This is a genomic window from Fumia xinanensis (genome assembly GCF_014384905.1).
Lineage (GTDB): Bacteria > Bacillota > Clostridia > Oscillospirales > Ruminococcaceae > Fumia > Fumia xinanensis.
This window is the reverse complement of record NZ_JACRSV010000001.1, coordinates 944,619-963,348: the sequence shown is the minus strand read 5'-3', so window position 1 is coordinate 963,348 and position 18,730 is coordinate 944,619. Positions and strand designations below refer to the sequence as shown.

General features: G+C 50.6%; 15 protein-coding genes. 5 read left to right on the top strand and 10 right to left on the bottom strand.

The window, feature by feature from the left end; genetic code table 11:
• The first annotated feature begins 282 nt into the window (after positions 1-282).
• The gene (locus tag H8710_RS13450; RefSeq protein ID WP_346727089.1) at positions 283-555 is read left to right on the top strand and encodes a GNAT family N-acetyltransferase; all 273 of its coding nucleotides are present in this window, start codon (positions 283-285) and stop codon (positions 553-555) included.
• Positions 556-689: 134 nt separating this feature from the next.
• Positions 690-3,998: a response regulator gene (locus tag H8710_RS04515; protein ID WP_249294225.1), complete on the top strand. Its 3,309-nt coding sequence runs from the start codon at positions 690-692 to the stop codon at positions 3,996-3,998.
• 146 nt (positions 3,999-4,144) lie between these two features.
• Here H8710_RS04515 and H8710_RS04510 read toward each other — a convergent pair whose 3' ends face one another.
• Positions 4,145-5,656 carry a Na+/H+ antiporter NhaC family protein gene (locus tag H8710_RS04510; protein ID WP_249294224.1) on the bottom strand — a complete coding sequence of 504 codons (1,512 nt, stop codon included), beginning with the start codon at positions 5,654-5,656 and terminating at the stop codon, positions 4,145-4,147.
• A 395-nt stretch (positions 5,657-6,051) separates the two neighbouring features.
• Here H8710_RS04510 and H8710_RS04505 point away from each other — a divergent pair, with 395 nt between their 5' ends.
• The gene (locus tag H8710_RS04505; RefSeq protein ID WP_249294223.1) at positions 6,052-6,870 is read left to right on the top strand and encodes a MerR family transcriptional regulator; all 819 of its coding nucleotides are present in this window, start codon (positions 6,052-6,054) and stop codon (positions 6,868-6,870) included.
• A 106-nt stretch (positions 6,871-6,976) separates the two neighbouring features.
• On the opposite strand, the gene H8710_RS04500 is transcribed toward H8710_RS04505, so the two are convergent.
• The 8 genes from H8710_RS04500 to H8710_RS04465 form a co-directional block, all read right to left on the bottom strand.
• Positions 6,977-7,840, bottom strand: coding sequence for a sugar phosphate isomerase/epimerase family protein (locus tag H8710_RS04500; protein WP_249294222.1), 864 nt, complete (start codon positions 7,838-7,840; stop codon positions 6,977-6,979).
• Positions 7,841-8,009: 169 nt separating this feature from the next.
• Positions 8,010-8,441 (bottom strand): ACT domain-containing protein, encoded by a 432-nt coding sequence (locus tag H8710_RS04495; RefSeq protein WP_249294221.1) that lies wholly within the window; start codon positions 8,439-8,441, stop codon positions 8,010-8,012.
• 122 nt (positions 8,442-8,563) lie between these two features.
• Positions 8,564-9,874 (bottom strand): phenylacetate--CoA ligase family protein, encoded by a 1,311-nt coding sequence (locus H8710_RS04490; RefSeq protein WP_249294220.1) that lies wholly within the window; start codon positions 9,872-9,874, stop codon positions 8,564-8,566.
• A gap of 60 nt (positions 9,875-9,934) precedes the next feature.
• Positions 9,935-10,507: an indolepyruvate oxidoreductase subunit beta gene (locus H8710_RS04485; RefSeq protein WP_249294219.1), complete on the bottom strand. Its 573-nt coding sequence runs from the start codon at positions 10,505-10,507 to the stop codon at positions 9,935-9,937.
• 62 nt (positions 10,508-10,569) lie between these two features.
• A complete protein-coding gene (iorA, locus tag H8710_RS04480) occupies positions 10,570-12,300 on the bottom strand; it encodes an indolepyruvate ferredoxin oxidoreductase subunit alpha (protein ID WP_249294218.1) in 1,731 nt (576 codons plus the stop codon).
• 62 nt (positions 12,301-12,362) lie between these two features.
• The gene (locus H8710_RS04475; protein ID WP_249294217.1) at positions 12,363-12,893 is read right to left on the bottom strand and encodes a histidine phosphatase family protein; all 531 of its coding nucleotides are present in this window, start codon (positions 12,891-12,893) and stop codon (positions 12,363-12,365) included.
• Between the two features lie 19 nt (positions 12,894-12,912).
• On the bottom strand, positions 12,913-14,214 hold the full coding sequence (locus H8710_RS04470; RefSeq protein ID WP_249294216.1) for a phenylacetate--CoA ligase family protein: 1,302 nt from the start codon (positions 14,212-14,214) through the stop codon (positions 12,913-12,915).
• Positions 14,215-14,472: 258 nt separating this feature from the next.
• A complete protein-coding gene (locus tag H8710_RS04465) occupies positions 14,473-15,963 on the bottom strand; it encodes a sodium:solute symporter family protein (RefSeq protein ID WP_249294215.1) in 1,491 nt (496 codons plus the stop codon).
• Positions 15,964-16,321: 358 nt separating this feature from the next.
• Between H8710_RS04465 and H8710_RS04460 the strand changes: the two genes are divergently transcribed.
• On the top strand, positions 16,322-17,512 hold the full coding sequence (locus H8710_RS04460; RefSeq protein ID WP_249294214.1) for an ATP-binding protein: 1,191 nt from the start codon (positions 16,322-16,324) through the stop codon (positions 17,510-17,512).
• A 9-nt stretch (positions 17,513-17,521) separates the two neighbouring features.
• Here the strand turns inward: H8710_RS04460 and H8710_RS04455 are convergent, their stop codons facing one another.
• Complete coding sequence (locus tag H8710_RS04455; protein WP_249294213.1) at positions 17,522-17,779, bottom strand: hypothetical protein; 258 nt, start codon at positions 17,777-17,779, stop codon at positions 17,522-17,524.
• A gap of 124 nt (positions 17,780-17,903) precedes the next feature.
• Here H8710_RS04455 and H8710_RS04450 point away from each other — a divergent pair, with 124 nt between their 5' ends.
• The gene (locus H8710_RS04450) at positions 17,904-18,683 is read left to right on the top strand and encodes a TatD family hydrolase (RefSeq protein WP_249294212.1); all 780 of its coding nucleotides are present in this window, start codon (positions 17,904-17,906) and stop codon (positions 18,681-18,683) included.
• Positions 18,684-18,730: the final 47 nt, after the last annotated feature.

Below are 18,730 nucleotides of genomic sequence, written 5' to 3'. Positions count from 1 at the left end.
CACTCTGTCCCGTGAAGAACGAGAACAATAGGACTAATCCGTAACGACGCAAGGAGGTGCCGCATAAAGCATCAGAGGACAAAAGAACCGGAACACCGCGGCTCCTGTTGCGGAGATTTACGCTGGACGACGCGGAAGCCATCTACTCAACTGAGGTTCCGACGAGGAAGTGACAAAATACCTTGCATGGCCCGCCCATCAAAGCACGGATATGAGCCGATGTGTGCTGACGGAAGGGGTGGAAAGCTATTCGAAGCCGGATTATTTTACCAGTGGGCAATTGTGCCAAAAAATTTGTCGGAGCCCATCGGCTGCGTCAGTGTCGTCTCCCAGGATAACCGTATCGCAACGGCTCAAGCCGGTTACGCTATCGGGAAGCGGTGGTGGCATGAGGGAATCACCTCGGAAGCCCTCAAACGGGTGATGGATTTCCTATTCGACCAAGTGGGATTCAACCGCATTGAGGCGAGACATGATCCCCGAAACACACACTCCGGCGCAGTGATGAAAAAATACGGCATGCTGTACGAAGGTCCCCTGCGGCATGCGGACTGAAATAACCAGGGCGTTTGCGACACCTGATATTACGCTTTGCTCGCGTCGGAACGACCAGTATAAAAGCGCATCCCCGATTGATTATGAACACGAGCTGAATATTTTAGCAGCGGCCACAAAGGAGACGGCAGAATATGACTGAACTGATACGGCAGGAAATCGAAGAATTCGCCCATAATATTTTGGAGAGTTATTTTTGTGATTCTCAGGTAGAGCTGCTGATTTCCACTTTTGCGCCCGACATCATCTGGCTGGGCGCGGGAGAAAAAATGAAGGCGGAGGGCGCAGAAGCGGTAGCGGCCTTTTTCCGGGGCGGTGTGGAGGACCTGCTCCCCTGCCGGATGGAAAATGAGCAATATATTACGCGACAGTTGGGAGATAGCGCTTTTCTCTGCGAGGCAACCTTTTGGCTCAAAAGCATAGAAGGGGCCGAAGCGTATCTCAACATCAACCAGAGGATCACCTTTATATTTGAACGGGCGGATGCACGATATCAGACGGTACATATCCACAATTCGGTTCCCTTTGCCGGCCTCAGCGACGATGAGCTCTTTGCCGCCCAGTTTGCAAAGGAAGCTTATCAAAAACTGCAAGGCATCATCACCCAACGGGACCGCCAGATCGAACTGATGCTGTCCCAGCTTCCCGGGGGAATGCTCGTCTGCCGTCCGGACGAAATGTTTTGTTTCAAATGGGCCAGTGAGGGGCTTTATAGATTTCTGGGCTATGAAGAGGGGGAGCTAAACGCCCCCGCCTCCTGTAAGGAATTCATCTATTCCGACGACTTCTCTGAGATGAAAGCTCGCTACTGCGCTTCCATCGTAAGCGGAGAATCCTACTGTACGGAGTACCGTGTGGTTCGCAAGGACGGCAGTATCATCTGGGTGGCTGACTTCGGCAAACTCATTGACGACCCGGATGGAGAAAAGGTCATCTACTGCTTTATTTCAGACATCAGTGAACGGAAGAAAAGAGATCTGGAAATTGTCCGAGTCAACCAGGAAGTGGAACAGCAAGCCCGTTTTTTATCGCAGCTGTATAACACCATACCCTGCGGTATCCTTCAGTTTACGACCGATCCATCACACCAAATTATCAACTTAAACCGAATGGTTTGGGAGTTTTACGGCTTTCAGTCAGAAGCAGAATACCGTGCCCGCTTTCAAAGTCCTCTCGAGGCCGTTTTGGAGAGGGACCGTGCCCAAATCATTCAGCTTATTGCTTCTCTAAAGCTGGACGGCACATCGGTTTCCTATAACCGGGAATGCCGCCGTCAAAGCGGTTCCACAGCCTGGATTAGCGTAATGATGCAGCGGCTTAAAAACGCCGATGGCTTAGAAGTGATTCAGGCGGTATTTACCGATGTAACCCAGATGAAAGAGTTGCAGTTGGCCCAAGAAAAGGACCGGCTCATTGAAAACCGTTCCCTCCGTGCGGCAATCTGTAGCGTATATCCCCTGATTTTGAATGTGAACCTCACACAGGACAGCTATAACTGCTTCATAGACGAACAACGGATATACACCCCCTTCGGGTTCCAGGGGCTCTATGATGATATGATAATGCAGTACACACTCCCCCGAATCTATCCTTCCTACCGAAAGGATTTTACCGCCGCTTTCTGTCGGGAATCGGTGATGGAAAAATTCGCCCAAGGTCAGCGGGAAATCTACATGGAATTTCAGGAGATAGGAGTAGATGACCAGTATCACTGGATCTCTATCCAGATGATTGCTGTTGACAATCCTCTAAATGACGATGTGCTGGCAATTTTTCTCCTGAAGGTTCTGGACTCCCAGCGAGCCGAGAAAGCCCGGCAGGAACAGCTGCTCCGTGACGCTCTCGCCTCCGCAGAAGCTGCCAACAGCGCCAAGTCCGACTTTTTATCCCGGATGAGCCACGATATCCGTACCCCTATGAACGCCATTATCGGCATGAGTACCATCGGGCAGCTGGCCCTGGACGACACTCGGCGGGTACTGGACTGCTTTCAGAAAATCGATACCTCTTCCCGATACCTGCTGTCCATCATCAACGACATTCTCGACATGTCCAAAATCGAAACCGGCAAGATGAACATCGCAAACGAGCTCTTCGACTTTCCTGACCTGCTGCGGGAAATCAACCTGATCGTTTTTCCTCAGGCTTTGGAGCGGCAAATCGAATTTGAACTGCACCATCACGAACGGTTGGAACGGCAATACATAGGAGATGCCCTCCGATTAAAGCAGGTTCTCATCAACCTTCTCTCCAATTCACTGAAATTTACCGCACCTGGCGGAAAAATCGTCTTGGACATCCAAGAAGCTCAGCGCGCCAACGGCTATTCCTATCTATCTTTCAGTGTTTCTGACACTGGTATCGGCATGTCCCAGGAATTTTTGTCCCGTATTTTCCGTCCCTTTGAGCAAGAATCTACCGAAAATGCCCGCAACAACGTGGGAAGCGGCCTGGGGCTCTCCATCGTCTACAATTTTGTTCAGCTGATGGGCGGCGATATTCAGGTGGAGAGCGAAAAAGGCGCGGGGACTACTTTCACTGTCACCCTACCCTTTCTGGTGGTGGAGGACGACGAGCAGCGGGAACAGGATCGGAAAGCCAAGGAACTGCTCAAAGACCTGAGCGTACTCGTGGTGGACGACGATCCCCTGGTAGGAGAACAGACGGCCGCTATTCTTGGAGACATCGGCGCCCAGTGTGTCTGGGTCAATTCCGGATGGAAGGCGCTGGATGAAGTGCGGCGTGCCCGCCAATTGAAACAAGACTACGATATCGCCATGATCGACTGGCGAATGCCGGATATGGATGGTATCGAGACAACAAGGCGTATTCGCCAAATCGTCGGTCCGGAGACAACAATTATTATTATTTCCGCCTACGATTGGAGTGGAATCGAAAATGAAGCTCGCACTGCCGGTGCAGATTATTTCATATCAAAGCCGCTGCTGCGCTCTTCTATTTATGACGCCTTTGTCCAGCTGGAAACCTCACACCTGACCACCGATGACAGCCTAAAAAAATTTACCTTCCATCAGCAGCGTGTTCTGCTTGTGGAAGACAACGAGCTCAACATGGAAATCGCCAAAGCCTTGCTGGAAATGCACGGTTTACTGGTAGATACCGCTGAGAACGGAAAAGTTGCTGTAGAAAAATTTGAGGAGTCCCCTATCGGCTCCTATCTGGCTGTTTTAATGGATATCCGGATGCCTGTCATGGACGGACTGGAAGCTACCCGGCAGATTCGGGCACTTTCTCGGTCCGACAGCCGTTCTGTGCCCATCCTCGCCATGACGGCCAACGCATTTGAGGAAGACCGGGATCAAGCAATGGCAACCGGCATGACCGCCTATCTCGTAAAACCCCTGGATATCCAAGTGCTTCTCCAGGAGCTGAAATCCGCCGGCATTCGCAGACAGAATGCTCCTTCATTGGATCAGAAATAACCGATGTTGATTTTCATTATAGCCACAGCAGAAAGTGTATATTATTCTACATAAACCCACGCGAAAAAATCCCCTCTGACATTCAGAGGGGATTTTCATTTTACATCTTCGTGGAATATCCAAAACCGTTTATACAGACAACAATATTATGAGTTTTCTGTATCCGCCTTCTGAACGGCACGGTTTTTTTGCGTCTGCATAATGACAGTCAGAATCACAATCAATGCCACTATACCGAACCCAAGTCCCAGCCAGCCATTTCCAGTTAAACCAGAGATGAGATAACCGACAAAGCACACTCCGGCTACCAGCAAGGCGTAGGGAATCTGAGTAGATACGTGATCCAAGTGATTACAGCGGGCACCCGCCGATGAGAGGATGGTCGTATCGGAAATGGGTGAAATATGGTCGCCACAGACCGCACCCGCCAAAATCGCCGCAACGGAAATGACGAGAATCTGGCTGTCCTGGCCGCCGAAAATCGCCATGGCGATAGGAACCAGAATGCTGAAGGTGCCCCAAGAGGTTCCAGTGGCAAAAGCAAGGCCCAAAGCCACCAGGAAAAGGATGGCGGGCATCAGGCCCATAGCCATGCTGCTGCCGCCTACCAAGTTGCCGACAAATCCACCCGCGTCCAGATACTCGGCGCGGCAGAGGCCGCTCAGTGTCCAGGCCAATGTCAAAATAAGAATGGCGGGAACCATTGCTTTAAAGCCTTCCACTAGGCTTTCGGCGAATTCGGTGAAAGTGATGATTTTACGGGGCAGATACAAAAGTCCTATGAGGACGATACTGATAAATCCGCCCATGGCTAACGACATACCAGCGCTGCAGTCGGAAAAAGCTGCGATGATGCCTTTGCCTTCCAGAATCCCGCCTGTGTACAGCATGCAAAGGATACAAACCACGATGAGCATGATGATGGGGATAATCAAATCGCAGATTTTGCCCTTCTTGCCGTCGTCTTCCTCTTCGATCTCAAAGTGGCTTCCTTCTTTTTCATGGGCAGTCTGATATTTTTTCATCTTGGAGAAGTCAAATTTGAAGAAGATGATAAACGCCACCATGAGAAGGGTCAGCAAAGCATAGAGGTTAAAAGGAATCGTCCGCAGAAAAAGATTGAAGCCGTCGATGGTGCTTCCCTCCGGAAGAGAGGATGTCACAGCCGCCGCCCAGCTGGATATCGGGGCGATGATGCACACCGGAGCCGCTGTAGCGTCGATGATATAGGCGAGCTTCGCCCGGGAAACCTTGTGCCTGTCGGTAACAGGGCCCATAACGGTTCCTACAGTCAGGCAGTTGAAATAATCGTCAACAAAAATTAAAGCACCCAGGCCCGCAGTGGCAAACAAAGCGCCTCTCTGGGTCTTGATGGATTTGGTCGCCCATTTTCCGTAGGCCCGTGAGGCTCCAGATTTGGTGACCAGTGCCACGATCATTCCCAGCAGGACGAGAAAAATCAGAATCGGCACATTTTCGCCCACTTTTTCCGACATGACGTTGATGCAAGTCTCCATCGTTTCGCCAATGTGAAAATTGGTGTAAAACAGACCGCCGGCCAGGATTCCCAAAAGCAGGGAGAAATAAACTTCCTTTGTGATCAGCGCCAGCCCGATTGCAATAATCGGCGGGACCAGCGCCCAAAAAGTTCCTACCATTCGTGCAACATCCCTTCGAGTCCAAACAAAGCCTGTTTGGACATATTTTGGATATATGATAACATATTATAAACGATTATGCAACATATTATACATAATTTGTCGAAATAACTTCCTTTTTTGGGTATTATTTTAGCATTACGACGGATTATTCTTCTTAAAAATGTGACAGAACAGCTATTTTTTATTTATTTTCCAATCCCCTATTGACTCTCACACTGTGGTATACTCTATAATGATGATATAAACCAAAAGGTTTATTCGAAGCGCAGCGAATCTGCGCAAAATTCCGCAGCGGCCGTGCGGATAACAGTGATTTCTACGAAAAACAGAAAAATGTATGACACCGGTTTTAATTGCCTGAGCACACGACACATATATGTGGGAGAAACGATATGCTGAAAATTGGCGATTTTTCAAAACTATCCAGAGTGAGTATCCGCATGCTGCGCCATTACGACGAAATAGGTTTGCTGATTCCCGAGTTTACAGACCCATTTACCGGATATCGGCACTATGGCGAGGCCCAGCTCACTGCTGCCAACCGAATCACTGCCTTGCGGGACATGGGGTTCGGTTTGGTAGCCATTGCCGAACTGATGCGCCGGAGTGAAGACACCGAGGCTTTTCGTCAGGGACTTCTGCGGCAAAAAGAAGAAACCCTGCAAGAAGCTGAAAATATCCACACGCGGCTGCGACTTCTGGATACAGCCCTCGAACGGCTGGGAAAGGACAATGCAATGAATTATACAGTAACGTTAAAAGAAATTCCAAAACGGTATGTGGCAAGCGTCCGAAAAGTGATTCCCTCTTATGACAAGGAAGGGATGCTCTGGGAAATCCTCATGCGGGAAACTGCTCCTCTTCGGATGCAGGATGGAAGCCCTTGTTACACCACCGCTATTTTTCACGACGGGGAATTTAAAGAAAACGACGTGGATGTAGAGGTCCAGAAATCGGTGAAGGGAACCTATCCTGACACCGAAAATGTCGTCTTTAAAACCGAGCCGCCAATTCAGGTAGCTTCGGCTACCTGTAAGGGCAGCTATGAACAGATGAACGCTGTTAATGAGGCGGTGGCGCACTGGGTGGGGGACAACGGCTATGTTTTTGCGGGAAAGGCTTTCAACATCTACCATGTGAGTCCTCACGAAACTCAAAATCCTGACGAATATGTGACGGAAGTCTGCTATCCCGTACGGAAACAAGTATAAGCAAAAGCCAGCCGGGCCTAAAAAGGTCCGGCTGGCTTTCTTTCATATATTCATTAGGAAAAAGGACTCTCTCGCCTCAATCCAGTCAAAACATCTTTTTATGGCATCACAGGCTGTCGAAGAGGTCGGCAAGCTTTCTGGCGGAATCCGCCAGCTCTTTGACGCCCGCCTCTATTTGGTCCAAGGGCCTGCCGTTCAGATGGGTGTCCGCCTCCAAGGTAAAATATCCCTGATAATTAATGGCTTTCAACGCCCGCACCACTTTCTGAAAATCGATCTTCATCGAAAAGGGAATGGCGTGACTGTCGTCATGGAGATCGTTGTCGTGAAGATGAACGGCCTGGAGCTGATCTCCCAGTGCCAGAATCATTTTTTCCGCTGAGGTGTGAAGTCCCTCCATCTCTGCGTGACCAATGTCCAGACAGGCCACCAAGTACGGGTCGTTCACCGCCTTCAGATGATCCAAAAAGCTCTTTTCATCGGAACAGGCTGCAGGAGCTGCGTGGCAGCGCTTACTATTCCAGTTCCACATGTTCTCAGTGGCTATTTTGACACCATGCTGTTTTGCAAAAGGCAATAACTCCCAAAACATCTCGGCGTTTTCCTCTGGGGATTTGTTGTTGTCGGGATGAATGACGCAAATTTTGCCCCCTGCCTCAGCTGTGCATTCGATGGAGCGCTTTAAATAGCTCCTAATTTCGGGGCAAGAGACAGGAAAAGGAGCATGGGACTGGTTGCAGATGATACCATTTTCCTCGCCAATCTTCCGCAGCTCTTTTGCAAAGGAAAGGTAATTACTTTTCTGCAAGGGATGGTCAGTGTCCAGTAGCCGGCCATTGTTCCAATCGTACTGAGCCATTTCAAACATAGAAAAGTCCCAGGCGTCGAAACCGGCCTGGGCAACGTACAAAACTGCCTTTTCCTCGCCCACATGTTTGGCGATAGATGCGATTTCAGTCGATGTCTTCATATGGGTTCCTCCGTTTTTTGTCGAATTCCCTTCCGGGATGCTGTGAGCGGCTATATACATGTAGAAAATCACTCAAGCATAAACACCTTTGGCATTTCCATGCCAAAGGTGTTTTCAATTGACTGCTTGGTAATAGGCATTTTACAGTTTCTAAGCCCGGCATCGGCACTCACATGTTGTAAATTTCCTCAGCGGAAACCATGGTCACGCCGTTTTTCTGTAGCACCTCAATAGCCCGGTCGTTGTCGTCTACCCGTAAAATGACATAAGCGGAATTCACGTCTTTGGAGATAAAAGCGTACATATACTCGACGCTGATGTCAAAGTCGCTTAAAATCTTCATGGGGGTGGCCAGTCCGCCGGGCTGGTCGTCAATGCGAATGGTCAAAACATTGGTGAGGGAAACGGTACAGTCGTTTTCCTTGAGTACCTTTTCCGCTTTGTCCGGATCATCCACAATGAGACGAAGAATCCCGAAATCCTTGGTGTCAGCGATACAAAGCGCGCGGATATCCACCTGGGCTTCATGCAAAAGTTCGGTGATTTCGGCCAGACGGCCCCGTTTGTTTTCCACGAAAATAGAGAGCTGCTTGATAATCATAAGGAACACCCTTTCTGCAATCATCTTTTACCGGTTTTGCCCTTATTATGCAAAAGGCAAAAACCGGGCATTATATGGCGCTCAAGACGGAAATTTAAGGATTTAAGCGCCTTATAAGGCGCTTAATCGATCAGTTTTCTCTTGTCGATGACATGTACCGACTTGCCTTCAGTGCGGCCCAGAGATTTCGGCTCCACCAGCTTGACCGACGCGGCGATTTGGAGGGTAGAATCCAGCATGTTGCGAATCTGCCGCTCTTTTTTCTCGATACCGGCAACAGTGTCGGAGAAGAAGGATGCATCCATCTCCACCAAAATCTCCAGCGTATCGTGATTATCGACCCGATCGACGATGAGCTGGTAATGGGGAGCGGCAAAACCCAGCTCCAGCAAAACACTTTCAACCTGTGAAGGAAATACATTTACACCACGGATAATCAGCATATCATCGCTTCTGCCGCGGGGTTTGCACATGCGGACGGTGGTGCGGCCGCACTTGCAGGGCTCCACATTGAGCTTGGCAATATCCCGGGTACGATAACGGATAAGAGGCAGTGCCTCTTTGGTGACACAGGTGAAAACCAGTTCCCCTTCCGCTCCATCAGGCAGTACCTCCCCAGTGTCGGGGTCTATGATCTCGGGGATGAAATGGTCTTCCGCCACATGCATGCCCGCCTGTTCGGAGCATTCACAAGCTACGCCAGGCCCCATGATTTCAGAGAGTCCATAAATATCATAGGCTTTAAGGCCCAGCCGCCGTTCGATTTCCCGGCGCATTTCTTCCGTCCAAGGCTCAGCGCCGAAAAATCCGGCTTTCAGGTGAATATCATCGGGGGTTACCCCCATCTCCTCCATGGTTTCGGCAATGTACAGGGCATAGGACGGGGTACAGGAGATTATAGTGGAGCCGAAGTCCTTGAGGATCTGCACCTGTCGTTTGGTGTTGCCAGTGGAGACGGGGATTACAGATGCCCCCACTTTGGTAGCGCCGCCGTGAAGGCCCAAACCTCCGGTAAACAGCCCATAGCCGTAAGAAACGTGGAAAAAGTCCTTTTTTCCACCGCCAACGCTGGTAATCGCCCGGGCCACCACATCGTCCCAAACCTCTAAATCGTTTGCTGTGTAGCCTACCACCGTCTGTTTGCCAGTAGTACCGGAAGATGCATGGATTCTGTTCACCTCGTCCATGGGAACGGCGAACATCCCATAGGGATAGGTGTCCCGCAGATCCTGCTTGGTTGTAAAGGGAAGCTTACAGAGGTCGTCGATGGAGCGGATATCCGACGGCTTGAGGCCGATGGCGTCCATCTTGGCACGATAGTGAGGTACATTCTCATAGACTCTCGTCACCACGTCTATGAGGCGTTCACTCTGGAGAGCGCGCATATCCTCTCGGGACATGCACTCGATTTCAGGGTTCCAATAGTTCCCCATGATTGACCATTCCTTTCAAAGGCGTTTGTCCTTCCCTCGCGGCAGGTCCGAGCGCCTGTATTATCGATTTTGTCCCAAAACAAAAGCTTTTTTATTGAGCTCCAGGAATTTTTCGGGAACACAGGCAGTCAAAGCGTTCTGCCAGGCCTCTTCCGAAAAGCCCAGTGTTCTCGATGCCACACCCATGAGCACCACATTGACCGCTTTGGCGCTTCCCGCCTCTTCAGCCAAGCGCAGGGCATCTACCACAATAAGGTCGTCAACGATAGCATCCAGCTTGTCGAAGATATTCTCCGGGTAGGAAGCGGCACCAGTAATGACGGGCATGGGCGAGATCTGCTGATTATTAACGATGATGGTACCGCCTTTTTTCAGATAAGGCAGCCAGCGGGCCGCTTCCAGCAATTCAAATGAGATGATCATATCGGCTTCTCCCTCATTGATGACGGGAGAATACACTTTTTTATCAGAATACTTCACGTAGGTGACGACGCTGCCGCCGCGCTGCGCCATGCCATGGACTTCCGATACTTTGACATCGTAGCCGGAGGCCATGACCACGTTTCCCAGGAGTTTGCTGGCAAGGAGGCTTCCCTGTCCGCCGACACCCACAATCATAATATTTTTATTCATGGATATACCAATCCTTTCCGGTCCTTCACTCTAATTTCGTTAAAAGAAATTGCAGTGAGCTTTTATTCCACAATGGCGTCAAAGGGGCAGAGATCGGCACAGAGTCCGCAGCCCACACAGAGGGTATTGTCAATTTGAGCTTTGCCATCTGGTACGCTGATGGCAGGGCAGCCCAGTTTCAGGCAGGCCTTGCAGCCGCGACATTTATCAACGTCGATTTTCAAAGGAGCTTTGTGTTTGACGTATTTGAGAAGGGCACATGGACGTCTCGAAATGATGACAGAAGGCTCTGCTACGGCGATTTCTTCCTTGACCGCATCCATGGTTTCCTTCAGGTCATAGGGATCGCAGACCCGGACCCGGTTGATACCGACCGCTGCACAGAGTTTTTCCAGAGAAACCGCCGCCGTGGGGTCGCCTTTGATGGTGTACCCGGTGGTGGGATTCTGCTGATGGCCGGTCATGCCGGTAATGGAGTTGTCGAGAATGATAACAGTGGAAATACCTTTGTTGTACGCAATGTCGATAAGGCCAGTGACTCCGGAATGGATAAAGGTAGAATCACCGATAACGCAGACCGATTTGGAGGCGGATTCTTCTCCCCTCGCAGTATTAAAGCCGTGAAGGCCGGAGATAGACGCGCCCATGCAAACAGTGGTGTCGATGGCAGATAGGGGTGCCTGGGCGCCCAATGTATAGCAGCCGATGTCGCCAAACACAGTGAGCTTCAATTTCTGCAGCGTGTAGAATAAGCCTCTGTGGGGGCAGCCTGCACACATAACAGGCGGACGGACTGGAACGTTTTCTTGGAAAGCATAGGTTTTCGGTGTCACACTCAGAATTTTTTCGGCAATCAGCTTCTGGGAAAACTCGCCGATCCATCCGAACAGTTCCTTGCCGATGACCTGGACGCCTATCTTCAGACAGTGAGTCTCGATAAAGTCGTCCAGTTCCTCGATAACATAAACTTTGCTCATCTTGGAAGCAAAGTCTTGAATCAATTTGACAGGCATTGGGTGAATCAGCCCCAGTTTCAGGTAACTTACCTTATCTCCTAAAGCCTCACGAGCATAAGTATAGGTGGTTCCGGCGCAGATCACGCCTACGTCGGCGCCCTTGTTTAGAATAACTTGATTTAAAGCACTCGTTTCAGCGTACTCCCGAAGGGCTTTGGTGCGTTTTTCGACCATTGGATGTTTGAGCTTGGCATATCCAGGCATCATTACATATTTGGCCGGGTCTTTATTATATTCCTTGAGCGGCAAATCGAGAGGCTTGCGTGTCTCGACAATGCTCTGGGAATGGGCAATACGTGTGGACATACGCAGCAACACCGGCGTGTCGAACTTTTCAGAAAGCTGATAAGCCGCTTTCACGTAGTCGATGCACTCTTGGGAGTCGGAAGGCTCCACCATAGGGATTTTCGAAGACATGGCATAGTGGCGGGAATCCTGCTCGTTCTGGGAAGAGTGCATGCCCGGATCGTCTGCGACGCCGATGACCAGGCCGGCATTGATACCGGTATAGGATGCGGTAAACAACGGGTCAGCCGCAACATTGAGCCCCACGTGCTTCATGGCACAGAAGGACCGGCGTCCACCAATGGAGGCACCAATAGCTACTTCCAAGGCCACCTTTTCATTGGGCGCCCATTCGGAATAGATGTTGTCGTATTTCGATAAAAATTCCGTGATTTCGGTGCTGGGAGTGCCAGGGTAACTGGATACCACTTTTCCTCCCGCTTCATAAACGCCGCGGGCAACCGCTTCGTTGCCCAACATTAACTTCTTCAAATGATTCAACCCTTTCCTTATTCTAACTGATTTAGTATGTATACATCCCTTAAAAAGCAGCCTTATACTGTATACTCTTCAAAGGCGCAGTGTTCTAAACGATAACTGAAAAACTCCTCGTTGTCCATATCTACAAAATAGGAGCGGATAACCCGCGCTGTATAGTTGTGGCAGACCAACAGGATGTTTTTGCCGGAGTATTCCCGCCCAAGCTCGTCCAAAAAGCTGTATACCCTCTGAGCCAGCTGAAGGGTGGACTCCCCTTTTGGGAACCGATGGGCAAACTGTCCGCGGGCTTTCAAAAAGCCTGGGTCATCCCGCTTTGCTCCTTCAAAAATTCCATAGTTTTGTTCAGCAAGACGGCAATCGGGAACCGCCTTTAATTGCAGGGACCGGCACAGGATTTCCGCTGTTTCCGCCGCTCGAACCAAAGGTGAGGAAAAGACCAGATCAATGGGCTTATCCTTAATTTTTAAGGCCAGCTCTTCCGCCTGCCGTTTCCCGGCCGAGGAAAGAGCAATGTCGGTAGCTCCACAGACCATGTTCTGCTCGTTCCAGGCAGTCTGGCCGTGACGGGTGACGTAAATAGTCATCTCTTTCTCCTTAACAGCACTATTTCTGTTCCCGCAGGTCGATAATGCGTTTGGCTTTGCCCTGATAGCGCTCGAGGGTCTTGGGCTCACAGAGGGTGACTTTTGACTCGATGCCAAGAACCGTCTTTAGTTGGGCGTGAATGCTGTTCCGGAGGGCCTCCAGCTCGCCGTAATGCTCCAAAAGATCTCCATTAATCAGTTCTACACGAACTTCCAGGGTATCCCGGTAACCTTCCCGGCGGATGACGAGCTCGTAATGGCCGCCAATGTGGGGCTGGCTCATCAAAACGCTCTCGATCTGGGTCGGGAATACATTGACGCCGCGGATTTTCAGCATATCGTCGCTGCGGCCCTTAATTTTCTCCATGCGGGCATGGGTCCGGCCGCATGCGCAGGGCTCGTAGGTGATCGTCGTCAGGTCTTTTGTGCGGTAGCGGAGCATAGGGAACCCCTCTTTTGTCAGGGTAGTAATGATCAGCTCACCCGTCTCCCCTTCCCCCATCGCTTCCAGGGTATCGGGATTGACGATTTCGGGAAGGAAGTGGTCCTCGGCAATATGCATGCCGCAGCGGAGTTCGCATTCACCGGAAACGCCGGGCCCCATCAGCTCGCTCATGCCGTAGTTGTCAGTGGCGAAAACGCCAAAGCTCTTTTCAATCTGATCCCGCATCTCAGGCGTACATCCCTCAGAGCCAAACAGTCCAAGGCGAAGCTGCAGCTGGTCGTTTGTGATGCCGTGTTCGTGGGCGACTTCACTCATATGTAGGGCATAGGACGGGGTACTGACAAGAGCTGTGGTGCCGAAATCCTTCATGAGCATCACCTGCTTCTCGGTGTTGCCAGAGGAACAGGGCACCACAGTGGCGCCGATTTTTTCAAGGCCGTAATGGAGGCCCAGCGCGCCGGTGAAAAGCCCGTATCCGAAAGAAATTTGCACGATATCCTCGTCACTGGCTCCAGCAGCAACGCAGAGGCGGGCCACCAGGTCGGACCAGGTGTCCAGGTCTTTTTTGGTGTAACCCACAACGGTAGGCTTTCCGGTGGTGCCGGAAGAGGCGTGGACACGGACAATATTCTTCATGGGCTGTGCGAACAGTCCAAAGGGGTAGGTGTCCCGGATGTCCTCCTTAGTGGTGACGGGAATATGACGCACATCCTTTAAAGATTTAATCTTGTCGGCGGTGACGCCCGCTTTCTGGAGGCGCTTATGATAAAATTCCACGTTGCGGTCGCAGTAATCCACGACCCATTTCAGGCGCTCAAGCTGAATCGCCTCGATCTCTCCGCGGCTCATTGTCTCGATTTCTTTTTGAAAAAACATTGCAAACGTACTTCCTTTCAGCCGGATGTCCCCGGTGTATTTAATAAAAACACTCAAAGGACACGGCCCGTTGTCGAACCATGTCCTTTTATTTTACTATATTTCTGCAAAAGATGCAATAGTTTAACGCGATAAATCGAAACGGCGGTAATTTGATTTTATATGATGCCTCATAGCCGGCAAAAAGCCCTCTTTCAGAGCATTACCGAAATTTTTGAAGCGATCCCGCGTCGATTTTGTACGAAAAGCCGTTCTGCACTAATTGGAAGAACTTTCCTCTGCTGCCTCAAGGAAAAATTCGGTATTGTCCTCGTGAGGTTTGGTCACCATGGTGACGATGAAACAGGTAAGAAAGCTGACCGCAGTGGCGATGATTCCAAAGAGCGGAGCATTTCCGGACTGGAAACCGGAGAAAATCGCCAGTCCCAGGGATGTCAGCAGGCCCGTGCACATGCTCCAAATAGAGGCCGTACGGTTAAACCGCTTCCAGTAGAGGCCCAAAAGGTAACTGGGCAGCAGTGTAGCACAGATAGTGCCCCAAGAGAAAGCCATGAGGGTAAGGATAGGCGATTTCATCGTCGCCAACAGATAGGAGCAAATAATGAATAAAAGGCAGAGGACTCTGGTCAGCAAGAGGGTCTTTTTCCGGTCCATGTCGGGCTTAAAGACCGATACGATAAAGTCCATTGCCACAGCTGAACAGGAAGTCAGCGTAATGCCGCTCAGGGTAGATACCGAAGCCGCCAGCACCAGCACTAAAATCACCGCCAGCAAAATATCGGGGAGCCTGCCCAAAATTTGGGGGATAATCAAATCGTAGTTTGCCTTGCCGCTTACGTCCTGGGGTACCTGAGTAAAAAACAGGCGGGACAGAGAACCCACAAAATAAGCACCGCAGGAAATCAGAGCGGCAAAAGCTGTGGAAATGATAGTGGCGCGCTTAACACCCTCTTTTGTCTCGATACCGTAAAATTTCTGTACCATCTGGGGCATCCCCCAGGTGCCGAAGCTAGTGAGTATGATAAGGCTTCCTACACCGACAATGGTTTTCATCGTCGGTGGATAGAGGCCATTCTGGGACATAATGTCGCCCATTTTGGCGAAGCCTTCCACAAAACCGCCCACTTCCGGGGCATTTGCGATGCAGAAAATCATCGCGACCACGCCGACGATCATGATGAGGCCCTGGATAAAGTCGGCGATCATCGAGGAGACAAACCCGCCCAATACCACGTAGATGGCGGCGACGACGGCAATGAGAATCATAGCGTTGTTATAACCGATCTTCAGCACATTGTCGCAGAGATACCCCAGTCCGGAGTAAACACTAGCCGAGTATGGCGTCATAAAAATAAAGATGATGATGACTGCAAAAATTTTAAGTCCTTTGCAGTCAAAACGTTTTTCAAAAAACTGAGGCATGGTTTTGATTTTCAGTCTGCGGGTCACTTCCCTGGTGCGGTTTCCCAGCACCTTCCAGGCCAAAAACGCGCCGAAGGCGGCATTGCCTACACCAATTAAAATGGCCCACAAGCCAAAGTCATACCCGGATTTACCCGCGTATCCAATAAACAGAACTGCGCTGAAATACGCCGTGCCGAAGCCAAAAGCCGATACCCAGGGGCCCGCCTTCCGTCCTCCCACTACAAAATTCGTCAGGGTGTTGGCTTTTTTCGCACCGACGATGCCCGCTGTGAGCATGGCCGCGAGATAAACTGCCAGCACTGCCCAGGTAATGACTTGCTGCATCCTTTTCACCATTTCTTTCCGCAGGGCCTTATGCTTTTTGCCGTTACGCTTTAAAGCTTTCCTCTGCTAAATTATTTACCATTTTATCACAGTCTGTTCAAAAACACAATGAGGCAAGGTGCCGAAAAAGGAATAGAGATTTTATGCAATTTGTGTATTTTGCTGGAAGGGAGCCTGCCTCTGCCCTTTGGATTCGTATAAGGTTTGCCTTGACCCACCCAATAAAATACACTATAGTATAAAAGAATGGATCGAAATGAAATATAATAGAAAGGGTTAGATAGGGTGTGAAAATGAAATTTTTCACACCAAAATTTGCCGCGTTTCTCGGCAAATTTAAGAAGGTATGGTGATTACAATGGATAAACTGGCATCACTGAGACGCAGTGCCCAATCCCTGACAATTTTCCGCAGGCTGCTCGCAACCCCCACTGTGAAGCGGATGTTATCCCTGGCGGACATCCGGGAGAAAAGTGTGGAGGAAGCGGTTTCCGCCTACGCTGATTTCGCCGCCTCCCTCTTCCCCCATTCGCTCAATTGGAGCGAATATCTCCTCACCCTGGTGCTGGAAGACGAAAACTTTTATATGCTCAAACAAGCCCAAGACGAAAACCCCGGCGCGGAACTGGAGAAATGCCTCAAGGAAGAGCTGGATATTTTAGGGAGATTGAGCCGTGTCACCGGAGAGGAAATTGCCCGGGAAATTGATTATGAGGGTCATCTCCCCCGCTGGCAGACCGACGATATCGACTTTTACAGTGTCTATAAACAGCGGATGGAGGAAATCCATGCCCATGGCTACGGTATTTTTGCCAAATACGCCGCCTTCGTGGTGGAGGACGGCGAGCTGGTTCCGGTGAAACACCCAGACGACATCCGGCTGTCCCAGCTTTCGGGTTACGACCGGGAGCATCAGGAGGTCGTCGATAACACGCGGGCGCTCCTCAAAGGCCTGCCCGCCGCCAACGCATTGCTTTACGGCGACGCAGGCACAGGCAAATCCACTACCGTCAAAGCGGTGGCAAATGAATTCAAGAACCAGGGTCTGCGGCTCATTGAGCTCAAGAAGCGGCAGCTCCACCAAATTCCCAAGCTGGTGGACTACCTGAGCCGGAATCCCTTAAAATTCATTCTCTTTATTGATGATTTGTCCTTTACGAAAGACGACGACGATTTCGCCGCCCTCAAAGCCATCCTCGAAGGCTCGGTGTCCGCAAAGGCCGACAACCTTGTCGTCTACGCTACCAGCAACCGCCGCCACCTGGTCAAGGAGAATTTTTCTGACCGGGAGGGGGACGAAATCCACAAAAACGACACCATCGAGGAAATGATTTCCCTAAGCGACCGGTTCGGCCTGACCATCACCTTCTTCAAGCCCGGCAAGGACAAGTATCTGGACATCGCAAGAGATCTGTCGAAGCAGTACGGCCTGAAAATCAGCACCGCCGAAGTGGACGCGGCGGCGGAGCGGTTCGCTTTGAGCAGGGGCGGTCGGTCCCCAAGGGTCGCCAAGCAGTGCGTGGAGCATTTGAAGGCGCTAGAAGCGTGAAAAAGGACATTACAATTCCATTTCCAGCACTCCCACCGGGATTTCGGGGAATAATTCTTCCAGCGGCATTCCCAAATACCTGCTGAAACAGCTTGATTTGCAGGACAAAAATATACCGCGCACCCTGCTCAATTTTGCTGATGCACTGCTCAGATATGGACACCCGGCAGCCTGCCTCTTAGCTGTCAGCTGTCGTTGTGACCAACCTTTTCGGAGACGCGCTTTCCGAATCTCTTGCCCCACCAGCTTATCAAAATAATCGTGCATCTCATTGCCTCCCTCAAAAGTTGGGTACAATAGAAACAAATATCTTTTGTTTACAGGATACCGGTATAAGCGCAATAAAATATTTTTTACTCCTATATCTGTGTAAAAAGAAAGGACCACCCCTATGTACTCTGGAATTTTCGATTCCCACGCCCATTACGATGACGAACGGTTCGACCCTGACCGGGAGGAAGTCATCGCTTCCCTCACAGAGAACGGCGTTTGTAACGTCATCGACATCGGCTGTGACCTTGAGACCTCACAAAAGGCTTCGGCTCTCGCCCAGCGTTACCCTTTTTTCTATGCTGCCGTGGGCTATCACCCCCATGAAGCCTCCAGCTTCAATGAAGAGGATTTTTCGGAAATTAAAGCGATGCTCCGACACCCCAAGGTGGTCGCTTTGGGGGAAATCGGCCTGGACTACCATTACGACCTGTCGCCCCGGGAAAAGCAGATTGAGGTATTCGATTTTCAGCTTAAGGTGGCGGAAGAGCTGGACGTTCCCATCATCATCCACACCAGAGAGGCCACCCAAGATACTTTGAATTTGCTCCAAAAACACAACTGCCGCGGGGTGGTTCACTGCTACAGCGGATCGGCGGAGACGGCGAAAATCTTAGTCAGGTTGGGGTACTACATCGGGTTTACCGGGGTCATCACCTTCCCAAACGCCCGGAAAATCGTAGAGGCCTGCGACATCGTGCCGCCTGACCGGATTCTCTTGGAAACCGACTGCCCCTACATGGCTCCCGTGCCCTTTCGAGGTAAGCGGTGCTGGTCCCCTATGATCGAAAAAACCGCCGAACGAGTAGCTCAAATCAAAGGAATGGAGCCTCAGACCCTCATCGACACGGCCCAGGAAAACACCATGCGGCTGTTCGGAATCCAATCTGCACAATTTTAATGTAATGTTATTTTGCTTTACAGATAAAAATCCCGTTCAACTGAGAT